14 protein-coding genes, 1 tRNA gene and 1 riboswitch are annotated in these 18372 nt (G+C 57.8%); all 15 genes read left to right on the top strand.

Going from position 1 to position 18372, the window contains the following annotated elements:
- Positions 1-111: 111 nt before the first annotated feature.
- The 15 genes from RTU96_RS11715 to grdB all read left to right on the top strand — a co-directional run bounded on the left by RTU96_RS11715 (position 112) and on the right by grdB (position 18338).
- Positions 112-1608, top strand: a complete 1497-nt coding sequence (locus tag RTU96_RS11715; RefSeq protein ID WP_312636797.1) for a methyltransferase domain-containing protein — start codon at positions 112-114, stop codon at positions 1606-1608.
- 14 nt (positions 1609-1622) lie between these two features.
- Positions 1623-2591, top strand: a complete 969-nt coding sequence (locus RTU96_RS11710) for an ABC transporter permease (protein WP_312636796.1) — start codon at positions 1623-1625, stop codon at positions 2589-2591.
- Between the two features lies 1 nt (position 2592).
- Complete coding sequence (locus tag RTU96_RS11705) at positions 2593-3537, top strand: ABC transporter permease (protein ID WP_312636795.1); 945 nt, start codon at positions 2593-2595, stop codon at positions 3535-3537.
- A complete protein-coding gene (locus tag RTU96_RS11700) occupies positions 3431-4990 on the top strand; it encodes an ABC transporter substrate-binding protein (RefSeq protein WP_312636794.1) in 1560 nt (519 codons plus the stop codon). The genes RTU96_RS11705 and RTU96_RS11700 overlap by 107 nt, the downstream gene beginning before the upstream one ends.
- A gap of 19 nt (positions 4991-5009) precedes the next feature.
- Complete coding sequence (locus RTU96_RS11695; protein WP_312636793.1) at positions 5010-5963, top strand: ABC transporter ATP-binding protein; 954 nt, start codon at positions 5010-5012, stop codon at positions 5961-5963.
- On the top strand, positions 5960-6733 hold the full coding sequence (locus RTU96_RS11690; RefSeq protein WP_312636790.1) for a dipeptide/oligopeptide/nickel ABC transporter ATP-binding protein: 774 nt from the start codon (positions 5960-5962) through the stop codon (positions 6731-6733). Before RTU96_RS11695 ends, RTU96_RS11690 begins: the two co-directional genes overlap by 4 nt.
- A gap of 387 nt (positions 6734-7120) precedes the next feature.
- Positions 7121-8704 carry a peptide chain release factor 3 gene (locus RTU96_RS11685; protein ID WP_312636789.1) on the top strand — a complete coding sequence of 528 codons (1584 nt, stop codon included), beginning with the start codon at positions 7121-7123 and terminating at the stop codon, positions 8702-8704.
- Positions 8705-8995: 291 nt separating this feature from the next.
- Positions 8996-10036 (top strand): selenide, water dikinase SelD, encoded by a 1041-nt coding sequence (gene selD / locus RTU96_RS11680; RefSeq protein WP_312636788.1) that lies wholly within the window; start codon positions 8996-8998, stop codon positions 10034-10036.
- A gap of 75 nt (positions 10037-10111) precedes the next feature.
- Positions 10112-11491, top strand: a complete 1380-nt coding sequence (selA, locus tag RTU96_RS11675; RefSeq protein WP_312636787.1) for an L-seryl-tRNA(Sec) selenium transferase — start codon at positions 10112-10114, stop codon at positions 11489-11491.
- Positions 11488-13419: a selenocysteine-specific translation elongation factor gene (gene selB / locus RTU96_RS11670; protein WP_312636786.1), complete on the top strand. Its 1932-nt coding sequence runs from the start codon at positions 11488-11490 to the stop codon at positions 13417-13419. Before selA ends, selB begins: the two co-directional genes overlap by 4 nt.
- 196 nt (positions 13420-13615) lie before the next feature.
- Positions 13616-13712, top strand: a tRNA-Sec gene (locus RTU96_RS11665).
- Between the two features lie 143 nt (positions 13713-13855).
- Positions 13856-14764, top strand: coding sequence for a selenium metabolism-associated LysR family transcriptional regulator (locus RTU96_RS11660; RefSeq protein ID WP_312636785.1), 909 nt, complete (start codon positions 13856-13858; stop codon positions 14762-14764).
- A 380-nt stretch (positions 14765-15144) separates the two neighbouring features.
- Positions 15145-15230: riboswitch (glycine riboswitch) on the top strand.
- Positions 15231-15283: 53 nt separating this feature from the next.
- Positions 15284-15697, top strand: a complete 414-nt coding sequence (locus RTU96_RS11655; protein ID WP_312636784.1) for a GrdX family protein — start codon at positions 15284-15286, stop codon at positions 15695-15697.
- A 25-nt stretch (positions 15698-15722) separates the two neighbouring features.
- Positions 15723-17015 carry a glycine/sarcosine/betaine reductase component B subunit gene (locus RTU96_RS11650; RefSeq protein WP_312636783.1) on the top strand — a complete coding sequence of 431 codons (1293 nt, stop codon included), beginning with the start codon at positions 15723-15725 and terminating at the stop codon, positions 17013-17015.
- A gap of 18 nt (positions 17016-17033) precedes the next feature.
- Positions 17034-18338 carry a glycine reductase complex selenoprotein B gene (gene grdB, locus RTU96_RS11645; protein WP_312636782.1) on the top strand — a complete coding sequence of 435 codons (1305 nt, stop codon included), beginning with the start codon at positions 17034-17036 and terminating at the stop codon, positions 18336-18338.
- Positions 18339-18372: the final 34 nt, after the last annotated feature.

Genomic DNA, 18372 nt, shown 5'->3' with positions numbered 1-18372 from the left:
CTGCCAAGAACCGGACTGAGGCTCAAATGGCTTTTAATTGTCAAGGACAGATTCGTAAGTCATTCCGACTCGACCGGAACCGGTGAAATTTGACGCCAGTGGAGGGGCTATATGTATTTAAGCAAGATTTCCGCCTACTGGGACATCCGTGCGGATGGGTATTCAAAAACCATTCATGAACAGCTAAAGGATGACCGGGCGGCTTTTTTCCGAGATAAGCTGCGGACCTTCGCACCGGAAGGTAACTGTCTGGACTGTTTGGATGTCGGCTGCGGCCCCGGCTTTTTTTCCATTCTGCTGGCGCAGGAGCAGCACCGCGTCACTGCCACAGACTATTCTGAAAAAATGTTGGAACAGGCAGAATCCAACTTTGCCGAGGAAGGCGTCGTTGTAAAAACCGTGCGGTGCGACGCGCAGCAGCTCCCTTTTGAAAACGAGAGCTTTGACTATATCGTATCCCGAAATCTGGTGTGGAATCTGGAGGAGCCCGAACAGGCATACCGGGAGTGGCTGCGGATTCTGCGACCCGGCGGTCGTCTGCTGGTCATGGATGGAAACCACTATCTATATTATTATGACGATTTGTACCGCAAAGCAAATCAGTCAAGGGATGGAACGCACAGCTCCTGTTACGGCGTGGATCCCACGCCGATCAATGAAATTGCCCGAAACCTGCCCCTGTCCCACAAAAGACGGCCGGAGTGGGATCTCCGCACCCTGATTGACTTGGGTGTGGGGAAACTCCAAACGGAGACCTATCCCCTGACTTTCCGTGACTCCGAAAGCGGCGAGGTGAAAAACGTAATCAGCGACTTCCTGATTTGCGCGGAAAAGCCGGGCAGCGCCGAAGCAATCACGCAAACTCAGCGGGAAATTGACGATCACTGGTCGGGGGCGGCGGAGAATTACAGCCGAATCGTCCGAGAAGAACTGCAAAGCTTCCGCGCCGACGCATGGTCAAAACTGATTCTGGAAAGTGCACCCGCGCATACTCCTCTGGATATTCTGGACGTGGGCTGTGGACCCGCGTTTTTTACCATTCTGCTTTCCCGGACGGGACATAGGACAGTGGGGTTGGATGGCGCGGTTGGAATGCTGGCGCAGGCATCTCAAAATGCCGCCGAAGCGGGGGTGCGTCCGTTGTTTTTGCAGGGAGACTGTCATCGTCTTCCGTTTGCTGACGGCTCCTTCGACCTTGTGATCAGCCGGAATGTGACGCATACTTTGCGAGAGCAGGAAAAAGCCTATTGCGAATGGTTTCGCGTCCTGCGGTCCAGCGGCGTCCTTCTGATTTTTGACGCAAACTGGCATCTGATGCAGACCGATCCGGAAATCCGCCGGGAGTTCGCCAGACGAGAGACGCTGTGCTTTCAGACCTATGGCTCGAATTTCAGCGCCGACCACCGCCGTGAGGTGGAAGATCCAGACCAGATTCAAGCGCATCGCCTTGGCAAATGCATCCGGCCGGACTGGGATTTACCGCTGTTGAAGGCTGCGGGTTATCGCGATATATCCGTTCAGCGGGATATTACAGACAGGCTCTGGAGCAGCAAAGAAAAACTATTATACGGTGCGACGCCAATGTTCATGATCCGCGCCGTCAAGTGAAGGAGTACGACAAGGTGGCCCAACGATTAAGCCGACATCCTCTGCTGTTCTATACGCTGCGCCGCCTTCTGGCCTTGGCGCCGGTTTTGCTGGGAGTCACCTTTCTTGCCTACGGCCTGATGTATCTCTCTCCGTCCGACCCGGTGGAGATGCTGCTGCAGGCGCAGGGGATTCCGGTGTCGGAAACCGTCATGGAAGCCATGCGGCATAAGGCCGGTCTGGACAGGCCGTTTTTGGCCCAGTACCTTGATTGGCTGTGGCGCTTTGTGCGGGGAGATATGGGGACTTCACTGGTGGATGGGCGATCCGTGGCGGCGCAACTGTGCCTTGCGCTGCCAAGAACGCTTGCCCTGACGCTGACCTCCGTGCTGATGACCGTTGCCTTGTCCGTTCCGCTGGGTATCCTGACTGCGGTTCGTCAGGGCCTTTTTATAGACTATCTTCTGCGTTTTTTGAGTTTCCTTGGAAACTCTCTTCCAAATTTTTTGGTGTCGCTGCTATTGCTGCAACTCTTTGCCATCAGATTGAAGCTTCTTCCTGTCCTTGCATCAGAAACCGCTGAAGGATTGATTCTGCCGACACTGGCGCTGGCAATTCCCATGACGGGAAAATACATCCGGCAGGTACGTGCAGCGGTTCTGGAACAGCTTGGACGCAGCTATGTGGACGGCGCGATTTCCCGCGGGATCAGGCTGCGGACGGTGCTGTTTCATGATGTCCTGCGCAATGCGATGGTGACCATTATCACACTCATATCCATGTCGATTGGTACCCTGCTGGGCGGCAGCGCGGCGGTGGAGCGGATTCTTGTCTGGCGCGGTATGGGCTATCTGGTGATGGATGCGATACTGAAACGGGACTACCCAGTCATTCAGGCGTTTGTGGTTTGTATGTCCGTGATTTACGTTGTCATCAACTTGCTGACTGATCTGTCATACTATTTTCTGGACCCGCGCATACGCCGCGGACTGGAGGTGTCATAAGATGAATGCTGCAAACCGATCCGCCCGTATACGAATGTATTTTCTCTTGGCTGCGGCCGTCGCTCTATGTGTCTTCTGCGTGCTTTCCCGGAGTATGATGCCAAATGATCCCGATTTCGCGGATTTGGCTCAGGTGAAACTATCTCCCTGTGCGGAGTATCCCTTTGGCACGGATTGGTTGGGCCGGTGCGTCTATTCAAGAATTTTGGCGGGTGCGCCGCTCTCTGTTTTCTCCGCGCTGGCAATCGTGGCGCTGACCGTGGTGCTAGGATGTGCCGTTGGGATGATGTGCGGATACTTCGGTGGGGCGGTGGATGCTGTTTTGATGCGGTTCGTGGATGTTTTTATGGCTTTTCCGGGCATGATCCTTGCGTTGGCGGTTGCCGGAATGCTGGGCGCAGGTCTGCAAAACGTGGTCATTGCTCTGGCCGCCACCGGCTGGCCGCAGTACGCAAGGCTCTCCCGCAGCTATGTGATCTCCCTCCGGCAGGAAAACTTTGTTCTGGCGGCCCGGCTGAACGGGCAGACCAGCGCCGGCATTCTGTTCCGTCATATTCTGCCTAACGCCATGAGACCGGTAATCGTCACCGCGTCGCTGAACGTCGGCGGCACGATTCTCGCGCTGTCGGGCCTCAGCTTTTTGGGGCTGGGCGCTTCCTCCGCCGACTGGGGAAGCGCGATTTCCGACGGCAGAGGACTGATGGGACAAGCCCCTTGGCTTGTGCTGTATCCCGGAGCGGCGATCTGTCTGACCTCCATCCTTTTTAACCTGCTGGGAGACAGTGTGCGGGACGTGCTGGACCCGGTGCAAAACTCAAATATTTACCATGGAGAAAAATATGAAAAAGGAAAAGGCATTTTTACTCGCATTGCTGCTGGCGGTCGAATCTCTGAGCGCCTGCGGCGGTGCGCCCCCAGCTTCAAGCGCGCCGACCGGCGGAGATAGCCGGACTGATTTTGTATTTGGGACCTATGCTTTTACAAAGCTGGATCCGGCTGATGATTATAACGGCTGGGCAACTGTTCGCTATGGAATCGGCGAGACGCTGTTTACGCTGGACGACAGCCTTAACGTCCAAGAGAATCTGGTAACAGACTACTCCCTGTCAGACGACAACTTGACATGGACACTGACTCTGCGGGGAGGCGTGCTGTTTCATAATGGCGACGCGATGGACGGCGCGGCGGTTAAAAGCAGCTTGGAACGGCTGGTGGCAACAAATGACCGCGCCGCTTCCGATCTGATGATTGATTCCATTTCTGCCGACGGAAATACGGTGGCGATTACCACCACAGAGCCCAATCCAATACTGCTCAACGCCCTATGCGACCCATACGCCTGCATTGTGGATGCTGCGGCGGACGGCGGTTCTGGAGATTTTGAAGAGTATCCGGTCTGCACAGGCCCTTATGTAGTGAAACAGTATGTGGAAGACTCCTCGGCCTATTTGGAGCCTTTTGATCAGTATTGGGGCGGAACGCCGGCAAGCAAAAGCGTAACCATCAAAGCGATCTCCGACACGGATACCCTGTCTTTGGCGATGCAGAATGGTGAGATCGACGCGGCCTACGGTTTGTCTTATGACACGCTTAGCCAATTTAAGGGCGATGCCGCTTTTCAGGTCTCTCAGGCCGCCACAACCCGCGTCTACATGCTCTATTTTAATCAATCCCATAAGTTCATGAGCGACGAGAATTTCCGCCGTGCGATCTGTATGGCGGTCGATAAAAATTCCTATGCCTCCGTCCTGCTCAACGGGGCCGGAACCCCAACCAAGTCCGCATTCCCAGACTATCTGAGCTATGGGGATGACAATCTTATGACGGATGTTCCCGTCTATGATCTTGAAGGCGCCAAAGCCTTGCTCAAAAGCAGCGGCTATGTGGATACGGACGGCGATGGCTTTCTGGATAAGGACGGTCAAAAAGTGTCTTTGCGTCTCATTACCTATGGCCGCACGGGGCTTCCCCAGTCCGCTCAAGCCCTGCAGTCTGCCTTGATTCAGTTGGGCATGGACATCAGCTTTGAACAGGTGGAGACTGTCAGCTCCTATCTGACTGCCGACAATTACGACATCTGTGTTTATGCCTATGTCACCACGCCTACCGGCGATCCGCTGTCCTACCTAAGCTATACCATGGGGACCGGAAATGGCAGCAACTTCGGTCATTACAGCAATGCGCAGGTTGACGATCTGCTGACAAAGCTGGCAACGGAATTTGATATGAAAAAGCGCTCAGACTACGCGCTTCAGATTCAGCAGACCGCGACAAACGACAGTTCTTACTGCTACTTGTTCCATCTGAATATGTTTCTGGTCATGAAAGCCGGAGTTACCGGCATGAAGCAAAGCCCTGTGGATTACTATCAAATTACCGCAAAAACGGCCGCTGCATAGCGGCAGGGGGGATCCGTTCATGGAACACACCGGACTTTTGGATATCCATCATCTCTGCGTGCGCTATCCGTGCGGCAAAGAAATTCTGCGGGACGTTTCTCTGCATATGCACGAAGGGGAAATCGTCTGTGTAATCGGCGAGAGCGGCTGCGGAAAGTCCACGCTTTTAAATGCGGTGCTGCGGCTTCCAAAACGGGTCCGGATTTCCTCCGGGGAAGTGATATACCGGGGACATAACCTGCTGAGCCTTACAGAACGGGAGATGCGCTCGGTCCGCGGCACGGGTCTGGGGGTCGTGTTTCAGGAACCGGGCGCTTCTTTGGACCCTATTCGGAAAATCCGCGTTCAGTTCTATGAGGCCATGCGCGCCCACGAGAGAATTTCCCGGAAAGCATCCACGGAAAAAGCGGAAGAAATTCTGGGGCGTATGGAGTTCAAAGATCCCCGCCGTGTGCTGGAGAGCTGCCCCGCGCAGCTCTCCGGCGGAATGAACCAGCGCGTTGCCACCGCGCTGGCCATGGTGCTGAAGCCGGACATTCTGCTGGCTGATGAGCCCACCAGCGCATTGGACGTAACAGTGCAGGCGCAAATCATCAATGAGCTGATGCGCCTAAGAGACGAATTTGGCACCTGTATCGTGATGATCACCCACGACATGGGCGTCGTTGCCAAAATGGCTGATAAGGTAGCTGTGATGTATGCCGGACGCGTGGTGGAATACGGATATCGGGAAAGTGTGCTTCGCGCACCCTCTCATCCATATACCCGCGCGCTGATGGAGGCAATTCCCCGGTTGGACGGAACTTTTCCTAAGGGGATTCCCGGGCAAATGTCGGAGACGTTTCCCGCCCAAGGCTGCGCGTTTGCACCGCGATGTCCTCATACCCGAAAAGAATGTATCTCAAAAGAGATGCAGCAAATTTCTCTGCACGCAGAACATTGGACGCTTTGCCGGGAAGGGGAAAAAACATGAAAATCCCTGTATTGGAGGTGTCACGTCTCTCAAAAACATTTCGTCAGGCCAATTCATTGCCGGTTCAGGCGGTGCGGGGCGTTTCGCTGACAGTCGGTGAACACGAATGCGTCGGTTTGGTTGGGGAAAGCGGCTGCGGAAAATCCACACTGGCAAGGCTGATTACCCGTCTGGATACGCCGGACAGCGGCTCCATCGTACTATGCGGCGCGGATATTACACGCAGTACGGGGACGGCCCTCAAACAAGCGTACCGCAATATGAAAATGATCTTTCAGGAACCCCGTTCTTCCTTTGACCCCAGACTGACACTGGGAGAGAGCATTCAGGACGCGCTGAGGCCGATCCTTCCATCATCGCAAGCTCGCGCAGAAGAATCCGAACGTCTCTTGATGGAAGTCGGTCTGGACGCCGGGTTTACGCGCGCATATCCACGGGATGTCAGCGGTGGGGAATGCCAGCGTGCGGCAATTGCACGGGCAATTGCGTCAAAGCCGCGGCTTCTGCTCTGCGACGAAGCAACCAGTGCGCTGGATGTTTCCGTGCAGGCGCAGATTTTGCAGTTGCTCCGCAGCCTTGGCACAAAAAACGGCATGTCATTTTTGTTTATTTCCCATGACCTTGCTTTGGTCAGCAGCATCTGTCAGCGGGTATACGTCATGTACGGCGGTGAGATTGTGGAGCATGGCGCAACCAATCAGATCATCCACGCACCTCAGTCCGATTATACCCGCAGACTTATCGCATCTGCGATGACTATGGACAAATGAAAAATAGCGACGGATAGAGGTCTTGCTTTTGCCCGAAAAGACAGGAGAAAGGGGGAGCCCTACGAAAGCAGCAAGATGCTGAATAAGAAGCTATGGATAGCGTACAGTGGCGTTCAGTAATAACAACGGGATGTATCCACGACTTTGAAGGCTGATTTTCCCGCCGGAATTGCGGATAATATCTTGGGAACCCTTGATTAAAACGGCATGCACGCTTGGACGGCTGATTTTCCGTCCAAGGCTCGTTAATATTTTTGCCTTGCAGGGCAAAAAGTCCGCCGGATGTTCTCCATATGTCGATTTAATCAGAGGTCCCCTTGCAAAGCACCCGGCGATGTGATAAATTAAAAAGGTTCATCAGATTCATAAGAACGAAGGAGTAACGCCATGTCCGCCCTGAAAGACGAAATCTCCCGGCGCCGCACGTTTGCAATTATTTCGCATCCCGACGCCGGTAAAACCACCCTTACGGAAAAATTTCTGCTGTACGGCGGCGCCATTGCTCAGGCCGGCGAGGTGAAGGGCAAGCGGGCCAAGGCCGCCACCTCCGACTGGATGGAGATTGAGCGCCAGCGCGGCATTTCCGTCACCTCGTCGGTGATGCAGTTTCAGCACGGGGGCTATTGCATCAACATTCTGGATACCCCGGGCCATCAGGATTTCTCCGAGGATACCTACCGTACGCTGATGGCGGCGGATTCCGCCGTCATGGTCATCGACGGGGCCAAGGGCGTGGAGCCGCAGACCCGCAAGCTTTTCCGCGTCTGCGCTCTGCGGAATATCCCCATTTTCACGTTCATCAACAAAATGGACCGTGAGACGAAGGACCCTCTTGCTCTGTGCGAGGAGGTGGAGCGGGAACTTGGCATCGACACCTATCCGGTCAACTGGCCCATCGGCTGCGGCAGAGAGTTTGCCGGGGTCTATGACCGGGAGCGGAGCCGCATTCTCTTTTTTCAAGGCGAGGGCCACGGGAAAAAGGCGGAGGCCACCGAGGTGGATTTGGAAGACCCGAAGGTAGGGGAGCTGATCGGCGAAAGACGCTGGAGCACCCTGCGGGACGAGGTGGAGCTGCTGGGCGCGGGCCGGGAATTTGATATGGAAGCCGTCCGCGCCGGAAAGCTCAGCCCCGTGTTTTTCGGGTCCGCGCTGACCAACTTTGGCGTGGAGCCTTTTCTGGCGGAGTTTTTGCGCATGACCACCCCGCCCCTGAGCCGCACGGCGGACTGCGGCGAGGTGGACGCGTTTTCCCCTGATTTTTCCGCTTTTGTCTTCAAGATTCAGGCCAACATGAACAAGGCCCACCGGGACCGGCTTGCCTTCATGCGCATCTGCTCCGGAAAGTTCGAGCGGGACGCGGAGGTCTATCACATGCAGACCGGCAAGAAAATGCGCCTCAGCCAGCCCCAGACCATGATGGCTGCTGAGCGGGAGATTGTGGAGGAGGCCTACGCGGGCGACATCATCGGCGTGTTCGACCCCGGCATTTTTTCCATCGGAGACACCATTACCGTGCCGGGAAAAAAGTTTAATTTCTCTGGCATTCCCACCTTTGAGCCGGAGCATTTCATGCGGGTCAGCCCTAAGGACACCATGAAGCGCAAGCAGTTCATCAAGGGCACGGAGCAGATTGCGCAGGAAGGCGCCATCCAGATCTTCAAGGTCCCCGGCGCGGGCATGGAGGAGGTCATCGTGGGTGTGGTGGGCACGCTGCAATTCGACGTATTCGAGTATCGCATGAGAAACGAATACGGCGTGGAGCTGTATATGTACGGCCTGCCCTACGAGCACTTGCGCCGCATCTCGGCCAGCCCCGTGGAGGACCCGAAGGAATTGACGCTGTGCATGGGCGCGGAGGTTCTGGAGGATTTCCGGGGCAGACATCTCATCGCCTTTGGCGGCGAGTGGTCCGTGGGCTTTTTGCTCAAGCACAACCCGGGACTGGAGCTATCCGAATCCGTTTCGGTGTAAGAACGGCGAAAAGCATTGCGCTACGCGGAAATGATTTTCTAGATAGGCGGGAAAACCTCCTGCTGGGAAACGGCGGAGCTGCTTACGTCTAATTTGATAAAATTTAATTTTTCTGGAATAAAATGCGCGGGAGAGACTGAAAAATGTTTCTCCCGCGCATTTTTTGCGCAGTCTTTCCTTGTGCTTTCTACGCCGCGCCCCGTCCGTCATCCGTTGACAGCGGGCGGGGCGCATGGTATGTTGAGAGCAAACAAGACGGCTTTTTTTGGAAGCCGGGAAAGGAGCGTATCCATGGAAGAACAGAATGTCAAGCTGACAAAGCTGGCAAAGTGCGCCGGGTGTGGTGCGAAGGTGGGCGCGGGGGTGCTGAGCCAGTTGCTGGAGGGCATCCGGGTCCACAGCGACCCAAATCTGCTGGTGGGCTTTGACAAGAGCGACGACGCGTCGGTCTATAAGGTCAGCGACGAACTGGCTCTTGTGCAGACGGTGGACTTTTTCCCGCCCATCGCGGACGACCCCTATCTCTTTGGCCAGATTGCGGCCACCAACGCCCTGTCCGACGTGTACGCCATGGGCGGAGAACCCAAGCTGTGTCTGAACATCATGGCCGTGCCGGAGTCCATGTCGAAAGAAGCGGTGCACCAAATGCTTCGGGGCGGGTATGACAAGGTGTACGAGGCGGGGGCACTCATCACTGGGGGCCACAGCATTTTGGACGACGAGCCGAAATACGGCCTGTGCGTCACAGGGTTTGTCCATCCCGACAGGGTGCTCACCAATTCAGGGGCGAAGCCCGGAGACGTGCTGCTTTTGACTAAGCCCATCGGCATCGGCGTGCTGTCCACGGCGCAGAAAGCGGAGATGCTCTCCTCTGAGGGGGAGGAGCTGATGTACCGGCTGATGACTACCTTGAACCGCTCCGCACGGGACGCCATGGTGAAGTACCGCGTTCACGCCTGCACCGATAACACCGGCTTTGGCCTGCTGGGCCACGGCTTTGAGATGGCGCAGGGCAGCGACGTGACCATGACCATAGACGTGGGGACCATCGACCTGATTCCCGAGGCGCTGGAGCTGGCGAAAGTGGGGATTCTCCCCGCCGGGATGTACCGCAACCGCACCTATGCCGAGCCGGGGGTGGACGTGGGCGACACGGAGCTTGCCAAACAGGACCTGCTGTTCGACCCCCAGACCGCCGGAGGGCTGCTGATTGCCGTGGCGCAGGAAGACGCGGACGCGCTGTTTGAAGAGCTAAAGGGCTGCGTTCCCAGTGCCCAGCGGATTGGCGTTGTCGAGCCCTATACTGGGGAAAAGCGCATCAGACTGCGCTGAAATCCGTCTGACGGGGCATACTTGCAAAAAATGTGCGCTCCCCCAAAAGGGCGGGGAGCGGAGGGGGCGCGTGACATGAATCAGGAATACCTGCGGGCCATTCCCAAGGTGGACGAGCTTTTACGGGAGCCGTCCGTGCAGGCTTTGGCGGAAAGATACTCCGCCCGGACGGCGACGGACGCGGTTCGCGCCGTGCTGGAGGATTTGCGGCGGGAGCTGCTGTCTGGCGGGCGGGACACACCGCCGGACAAAGCGGCGCTGTGCGCGGCGGTGGAGGCGGTTGCGCGGGATACTGCGCAGCCGTCCCTGCGCAGCGTGATCAACGGGACCGGCGTTGTATTGCATACAAATATGGGCCGGGCGTGTATGTCGGAACGGGCGGCGGAGGCCGCCAGAGCTGTTGCCCGGAGCTATAACACGCTGGAATACGATGTGGAGGGCGGCTGCCGGGGGCATCGCTGCGCTCATGTGGAGGGCCTTTTGACCCGCCTTACCGGCGCGGAAAGTGCGCTTGTGGTGAACAACAACGCAGCCGCCGTTCTGCTGATTCTCTCCGCCATGGCGGAGGGAGGCGAGGTGGTCGTCTCCCGGGGCGAGCTGGTGGAAATCGGCGGCTCCTTCCGGGTGCCGGAGATCATGGAAACCTGCGGCGCGCGGCTGCGGGAGGTGGGAACCACCAACAAAACCCGTCTTGGGGACTACGAAAAAGCCATCGGCTCGGACACCCGGGCGCTGATGAAGGTCCACACCAGCAATTTCCGGGTGGTGGGCTTTACCGAGACCGTGTCCCCGGCGGCGCTGGCGGCGCTTGGTCGCAGCCGGGGCCTTCCGGTCATCGAGGACTTGGGCAGCGGATCGCTGGTGAATCTGGCGCGGCTGGGTCTGCGGGACGAGCCTACGGTGCAGGAATCCGTGGCGGCGGGAATGGACGTGGTTTCCTTTTCCGGGGACAAGCTTTTGGGCGGACCTCAGGCGGGAATTATCGTGGGGCGGGAGGAATCTCTCTCGCTCCTGCGGGAGCATCCCCTCTACCGGGCGGTGCGTGTGGATAAAATGACCCTGGCGGCACTGGAAGCCACTCTGCGGGCCTATGTGGAGGAAACGGCGGAGACAGAGCTGCCCACCCTCGCCATGCTGGCGGCATCGCCGGAAATGCTGCGGATGCGCGCCCAGCGGCTGTGCGCCCTGGCGCGGGAAGCGGGCGTGGACGCGGAGGTGGTCCCCGATGAGGATCAGGTGGGCGGGGGCAGCGTCCCCACCCAAACGCTGCCGAGCTTTGCCATGGCGGTGACGCCGGGGCGGGGCGGCGTGGACGCGCTGGAGGCCGCCATGCGATTGCGGGAGAAGCCGGTTATTGGCCGAGTGGCCCATGACCGGTACCTGCTGGACGCGCGGACGCTGCGGGAGGATGAGTTTTCCTGCATCGTGGACGCGCTGAGGGAGAGCTTGCAATGAAGCATGTGATTATTGGCACCGCGGGCCATGTGGACCACGGAAAAACGTTGCTGATCAAGGCTCTCACCGGGATCGACACCGACCGGCTTCAGGAGGAGAAGAAGCGGGGCATCACCATTGAGCTGGGCTTTGCCCATCTGGATTTTGACGATGGGACGCAGGCAGGCATTGTAGATGTGCCGGGCCATGAGAAATTTATTAAAAATATGCTGGCGGGGGCGGGGGGCATCGACCTTGCCATGCTGGTGGTGGCCGCGGACGAGGGCTTCATGCCCCAGACCATAGAGCACCTTGGCATTCTGACGCTTCTGGGCATCAAGGACGGCCTTGTGGCCGTGACCAAGGCTGACATGGTGGACCCGGAGTGGCTGGACATGATGCAGGAGGAGATCGCCCAAAAGGTGAGAGGTACTTTTTTGGAGGGAAAGCCCGTCCTCACCGTCTCTGCCTATACTGGGCAGGGCATCCCGGAGCTGAAAGAAGCCCTTCACACGCTGGTGCTGGATGCCCGGGAGAAAAACCTGCGGGTGGCGTTTCGCCTGCCGGTGGATCGGGTGTTTTCCGTGGACGGCTTCGGCACCGTGGTGACAGGCACCCTCATTGAGGGGGCCATGCACGAGGGAAATCCGGCGGTGCTTGCCCCCTCCGGAGCGGAAACCCGCATCCGGAATTTGCAGGTTCACGGGAAAGACGTGGACACCGCCTACGCAGGCCAGCGGGTGGCGGTGAATCTGGCGGGCCTGAAGCGGACGGACGTGCAGCGGGGCGACGCGGTGGCAAAGCCCGGAAGCCTGCGCATCTCGCTGATGCTGGACGTGCGGCTTCAGAACCTGCGCGCTTCCCAGCGGGTGATTTTAAACGACTCTCAGGTTCACCTGTACCATGGCGCGTCGGTGCTGCTTGCCAAGGTAGTGCTGCTGGACAGGGACGGGCTGGTCCCCGGTGAAAGCTGCTATGCCCAGCTCCGGCTGACGGAGCCGATTGCCTCAAAAAACGGGGATCGGTTTGTAGTTCGCTTTCTCTCGCCGCTGGAAACCATCGGCGGCGGCACAATTTTAGACGACGCGCCCAAGCGGCATAAGCGGAGGGACCCCGCTGTGCTGGAGGCGCTGCGCATCCGGGAGAGCGGCTCCGGCGGCGACCGGGTGGTGCAGGTGGCGGCGGAGTTCGGCACGGCTCTGCCCCAAACCGACAAGCTGGCGTCCAAGCTTGGAATGGACTCGCAGGAGTTGGAGGAATTGCTGAGGGAGCTGGTATCGGCGGGGCGATTGGTGGAGCCGCTGCCGGGCCGGTTTGCATCGTCCGGCGTGATGGACGGCGTGCGGGATGCCTGTCGGGGGCTTTTGGAGGACTATCACCGAAAAAATCCCCTTCACGCCGGGATGAAGGCCGCCGAGCTGCGGCAAAAGCTGTTCAAGTCTATGGACCAGACCGGGGCGGACGCACTTTTACGCCAGCTCTGCGCCGAAGGGAGCATCCGCCGGACGGCGGAGCGGTACGCACTGGCGGAGTTTTCCGTCCGGTTCACGAAAAAGCAGAGCGCCATCCGGGAACGGCTGCTGGAGAGTTACCGCAAGGCGGGCATCGAGCCGCCGACCACCGAGGAGATGCTGGCCCAATTTTTACAGGGAGAAGCCGCAGACGCAAAGCAGGTGTTGGACAGCGTGCTTACCGGCGGGGAGCTGGTGATGCTTTCCCCGCAGATTTGCTATCACAAGGACGCGTGGCTGCGGGCGCGGGGCGCGGTCCGGGACCACCTCGCGGTGCAGGAGACGATCACGCTGGCGGAGCTGCGGGACGCGCTGGGGACTTCCCGGAAATACGCTCTGGCGGTGCTTGAATATCTGGATCGCTTCCACGTGACGAAAAAGGAGGGCGACCTTCGCCGTCTTGCGGATAAAAGCTTTTTGGCGGATGACGGACTGTAAGGCGGAAGCTGCGCTGCTTTTATGCCCGCAGGGGGCAAACGCCTGATTTTACGGGACTTTGAGAGGCGCTTTCCAACCAAAACGCCTGCTCCGAGCTGTCCATAAGACGGAGGGGAACGCGTTTGAGTTGGGTATTGCCATTTCACAAAGGACGTGCTACAATAGCGCCGTCGACCGTGGAAGCGGCGATTTTCGTGGGAGTAGATGGGTGCTGGTGTGCCCCCCGGTCTTCAAAACCGGTGAGGGTGGTGAAGAGCTGCCCAGGTGGGTTCGATTCCCACATATTCCCGCCAGGGGACGCCGCGCCAACGCGCGGCGTCCCCTTTTTTGGATATTTTGGAACAATTGGGTTAAAAAGAAGATTGATTGATGACTTTATCCCAAACAAATTTTGCGGATACGCGTAGCGGGAACCGCGCCCGCGAAAGGAGAATCCATGGATTTTCGGCAGTTGGAGGCGTTTTCCCGGGTGGTGGAAACAGGCAGCTTTTCTCGGGCCGCGGAGGCGCTGGGTGTGAGCCAACCCACCGTCAGCTCTCATGTGACGGCGCTGGAGCGGGAGCTGGGCCTGACGCTCATTGCCCGCACCACACGGGAAGCCGGCCCTACGGAGGCGGGACGGCTTCTGTCTCAATATGCCGGGCAGATGCTGTCCCTGCGGCGGCAGGCGGACGAGGCCCTGCGCCGGTTTGCAACGGATTTGTCCGGCACGGTGGTCATTGCCGCGTCCACGATTCCGGGGCGGTATTTTCTGCCCCGTCTGCTCTCGGCGTTTCAAAAACAGCACTCCGATGTGAAATTCGATCTGCGCATCACAGACAGTGCGGGGGCAGTGCGTCAGGTGACGGAGCGGGAGGCGGAGCTGGGTTTTTGCGGCACGCTTCCCGGCGGTAAGTACGTTGCCCGGGAGTTTGCCAACGATCAATTGGTGCTGGTGGCTCCCAATCTTCCCAAATACCGGGTCTGGCGGGAGGAGGGGGTTTCCCTGCGCCGCGCCGCCCGGGAGCCTTTTGTGATCCGGGAGGAGGGAAGCGGCACCCGCCGGGAGACGGAGCTGTTTCTCCGGGCTATGGGCGTGGACCCCGCCAGCGTGAATATTGCCGCACAGGCCGCCTCCAACGAGGAGGTGGAACGGCTGGTGGAGGAGGGAACCGGCGTTGCCATTCTCTCCAAAAGCGCGGCGGAGGAACGGGAAAAGCTTCTGACGCTGGAGCTGCCCGGTATCCGGATTCGGCGCAAGCTTTACCTTCTCCGCCGGAAAAACAGCGTACTCTCTCCTTCCGCGCAGGTGTTTTACAGCTTTGCCGAGGGATTTTACCTCCCTGGCCCGGAATTGACGCCTTGAAATTGTGCAAAACGTAGAAAAATATGAGATGATTTCATGAAGACTACTGCAATCTGCTGATAAAAACACTGGAAAACTGTGAAAAAATCAACAAAGTATAAAGATTCCGATGGGAAAAATCAAAAAATTTCAAATTGTTGGCTCCGTCAATTTGCTGAATTGAATTTATAGATGAAATTTATAAATGCCCTTTTTTTCTTGCGCCCCAAGAGATGGGGAGATTACAATGGGTATAAAGACGGGGCAAGTGTCCGGTTTGGAAAATTGAATGATTTGAATGACGGTTGCAGGAGATCTGCCCATTGGAGGCGGGGCCGAAGGTATAAGTATTGCTAGCTTGCCGGCGCGATATGAACATCTCAGGCGAAAGGACTGCAGCCCGACAACCCTCTGGAAAGCGAAAGCGCCGAAGGAGCAACCCGCATTTTGCGGGGAATCTCTCAGGTAAATCAACAGAGTCGGGCAGCATAGGTTTGTGCTGTCCGATTCTGTTTTTGCTTTGAAAAGGAGGAGACGGCTGTGATCAGCGAGCGGCAATATTTGATTCTTACAAATAATCCCCTGGTAAAAGCATGTATGGCTGAGCGATACGAAATTCTCCTTGCGGAGGAACGGACCCTTCGGGAAATTTTGGTGAAGGCGCGGGATATGGTGTATGCCGGGCATACTCTGTATACCCACCCTCTGGCCGGCAGCGTGAAGCCCAACGAAACGCCCTATAAATCCGTGGTGGTGTCCAAAACCCCCGGGGAATTTTCGGCGGAGCAGGCGGGACTGATTGCGGGCAGCATCGAGGTATGCGACAAGCTTACGCCCCGCCGCCGCACGCTTACGCAGAGCGTGCTGGAGGATTTCCAACTGATCGACTATACCCTGCTCTCCGGCGCTCTGGGCTTTGACGCTGCGGCAGGACTTAGTAACGCAGGCAAATAAAAATGAAAAGAAGGAGGTGCTCACTTTGAAATTGGAATTGGGCTTTATCCAGATTCGGGACATTCAATTTTCAAAGGAATGCAAGGTAGAAAACGGGACGCTTTCCGTCAATGCCGATGAAGTCATGGATTTTATCTTCAAAGACGACGACGTGAAAGCCTGCATCAAGTCGGCGAGATTTGACATCGCAAGACCCGGCGAGAGCGTGCGCATTACCCCGGTGAAGGACGTGATCGAGCCCCGCGTGAAGGTGGAGGGCCCCGGCGGCGAATTTCCCGGCGTCATCGCCAAGGTGGATACCGTTGGCTCAGGAAAAACCCATGTGCTGAAGGGCATGGCCATTGTCACCGCGGGCAAGATCGTGGGCTTTCAGGAGGGCATTATTGACATGACCGGCCCCGGCGCGGACTATACCCCGTTCTCAAAGCTTTTGAATCTTGTGCTGGTGTGCGAGCCAATGGAGAGCGTCCATCAGCACGAGTACGAGCACGCCGTCCGCATGGCGGGCCTGCGGGCCGCCACCTTTGTGGGCGAGCTTGGCCGCGACGTGACCCCCGACGAGACGCAGGAGTTTGAGACCTACGGCGTGAAGGAGGGCATGGAAAAGCTCCCCGACCTTCCCCGTGTGGGCTATGTCCACATGCTCCAGAGTCAGGGCCTGCTCCACGACACCTATGTTTACGGCGTGGATGCGAAGAAGATTATCTCCACCCTGCTGAACCCCACCGAAACCATGGACGGGGCCATCATTTCCGGCAACTGCGTGTCCGCCTGCGACAAGAACACCACCTATCACCACCAGAACAACCCCGTGGTGGCGGATCTGTTCGAGCAGCACGGTAAGACCATTAACTACGTGTGCAACATCATCACCAATGAAAACGTGTATCTGGCTGATAAGCAGCGCTCTTCCGACTGGGCCTCGAAGCTTACCCGTCTGCTGGATCTGGACGGCGTGGTCGTCTCCGAGGAAGGCTTCGGCAATCCTGATACCGACCTGATTATGAACTGCAAAAAGACCGAGCAAAAGGGCATCCGCACCGTTTTGATTACCGACGAATACGCCGGACAGGACGGCAAGTCCCAGTCCCTTGCGGACGCAGACGCCTTGGCCGACGCGGTGGTCACCGGCGGAAACGCCAATCAGGTGGTGATCCTTCCCAAGCTTGACAAGGTCATCGGGATGCTGGATTACGTGGACAAAATCGCGGGCGGGCACGTCGGGTCCCTGCGGCCGGACGGGTCCATCGAGGCGGAGCTTCAGGTCATTACCGGCGCTACCAACGAAATGGGCTTTAACCGCCTGAGCGCCAGATAAGGAGAGGAGGAGAAAAGCATGAGTTATCGCGTCGTACACTATATCAACCAGTTCTTTGCCAACATCGGCGGCGAGGAAATGGCCCATGTGCCGCCCGAGCTGCGGGAAGGCCATGTAGGCCCCGGCCTTGCCTTCAATCAGGCATGGAAGGGCGAGGCGGAGGTGGTGCAGACCATCGTCTGCGGCGACTCCTATTTTGCCGAACATGAGAAGGACGCCAAGGCACAGGTGCTGGAATGGGTCAAGGCGGCAAAGCCGGACTTGTTTATCGCCGGTCCCGCCTTCAACGCCGGACGGTACGGCTATGCCTGCGCCAACATCTGTCAGGCCGTTCAGGACGAGCTGGGGATTCCCGTTCTCACCGGCATGTACGAGGAAAACCCCGGCGCCGACCTGCGCACCAAGGTTTTGATCGTCGCAACCACCAACAGTGCCGCCGGTATGCGCAAGGCCGCGCCCGCCATGGCTGCACTTGCTATGAAGCTGATGCGCGGCGAGGAAATCGGCGCTTCCTGCGAGGATGGGTATCTGCCCAACGGCATCCGCCGCAACTTCTTTGACAAGGAGCGCGGCTCCAAGCGGGCCGTGGATATGCTGGTGGCAAAGCTTTCGGGGAAGCCCTTTACCACCGAGTATCCCATGCCGTCCTTTGACCGTGTGGCCCCCAACAAGGCCGTGAAGGATTTGAGCCACGCAATCGTTGCGCTGTGCACCTCCGGCGGCATCGTTCCCAAGGGGAATCCGGATCATATCGAGTCCTCCAACGCCTCACATTACGGGGAATATAACATTCAGGGCGTGGAGAAACTGACGGAAGAGACATACGAAACCGCCCACGGCGGCTACGACCCCGTCTACGCCAATCAGGACCCCAACCGCGTGCTGCCCGTGGATGTGCTGCGGGAGTTTGAGCGGGAGGGAAGAATCGGCAAGCTGCATGATTTCTTCTACACCACCGTGGGCAACGGTACCGCCGTGGCCTCGTCCAAAAAATTTGCCGCCGAATACGCGCAGAAGCTTCTTCAGGCCAATGTAAGCGCGGTCATTATGACCAGCACATGAGGTACCTGCACGCGTTGCGGTGCAACGATGGTAAAAGAGATTGAGCGGGCGGGTATTCCCGTTGTGCATATGTGCACGGTCACGCCGATCTCCATGACGGTGGGCGCAAACAGAATCGTTCCCACCATTGCGATTCCCCATCCCCTTGGAAACCCCGCGCTGGCCCACGAGGAAGAATACGCTCTGCGCAAAAAGCTGGTGGCCCGCGCTCTGGAAGCCCTGACCACCGAGGTTGAGGACCAGACCATTTTCGAGGTCTAACAAAAGTTGAACATCGCCTCCGGCGGCGGCAAAG

The organism is Oscillibacter sp. (assembly GCF_032018205.1).
Lineage (GTDB): Bacteria > Bacillota > Clostridia > Oscillospirales > Oscillospiraceae > Oscillibacter.
The sequence above is the reverse complement of the archived record's forward strand: the minus strand, read 5'-3'. Positions and strand labels throughout refer to the sequence as shown.

Coding starts and splice junctions, on each gene's coding strand:
- RTU96_RS11715 (WP_312636797.1), top strand. CDS start 112: ATGTATTTAAGCAAGATTTCCGCCTACTGGGACATCCGTGCGGATGGG.
- RTU96_RS11705 (WP_312636795.1), top strand. CDS start 2,593: ATGAATGCTGCAAACCGATCCGCCCGTATACGAATGTATTTTCTCTTG.
- RTU96_RS11700 (WP_312636794.1), top strand. CDS start 3,431: ATGAAAAAGGAAAAGGCATTTTTACTCGCATTGCTGCTGGCGGTCGAA.
- RTU96_RS11695 (WP_312636793.1), top strand. CDS start 5,010: ATGGAACACACCGGACTTTTGGATATCCATCATCTCTGCGTGCGCTAT.
- RTU96_RS11690 (WP_312636790.1), top strand. CDS start 5,960: ATGAAAATCCCTGTATTGGAGGTGTCACGTCTCTCAAAAACATTTCGT.
- RTU96_RS11685 (WP_312636789.1), top strand. CDS start 7,121: ATGTCCGCCCTGAAAGACGAAATCTCCCGGCGCCGCACGTTTGCAATT.
- selD (WP_312636788.1), top strand. CDS start 8,996: ATGGAAGAACAGAATGTCAAGCTGACAAAGCTGGCAAAGTGCGCCGGG.
- selA (WP_312636787.1), top strand. CDS start 10,112: ATGAATCAGGAATACCTGCGGGCCATTCCCAAGGTGGACGAGCTTTTA.
- selB (WP_312636786.1), top strand. CDS start 11,488: ATGAAGCATGTGATTATTGGCACCGCGGGCCATGTGGACCACGGAAAA.
- RTU96_RS11660 (WP_312636785.1), top strand. CDS start 13,856: ATGGATTTTCGGCAGTTGGAGGCGTTTTCCCGGGTGGTGGAAACAGGC.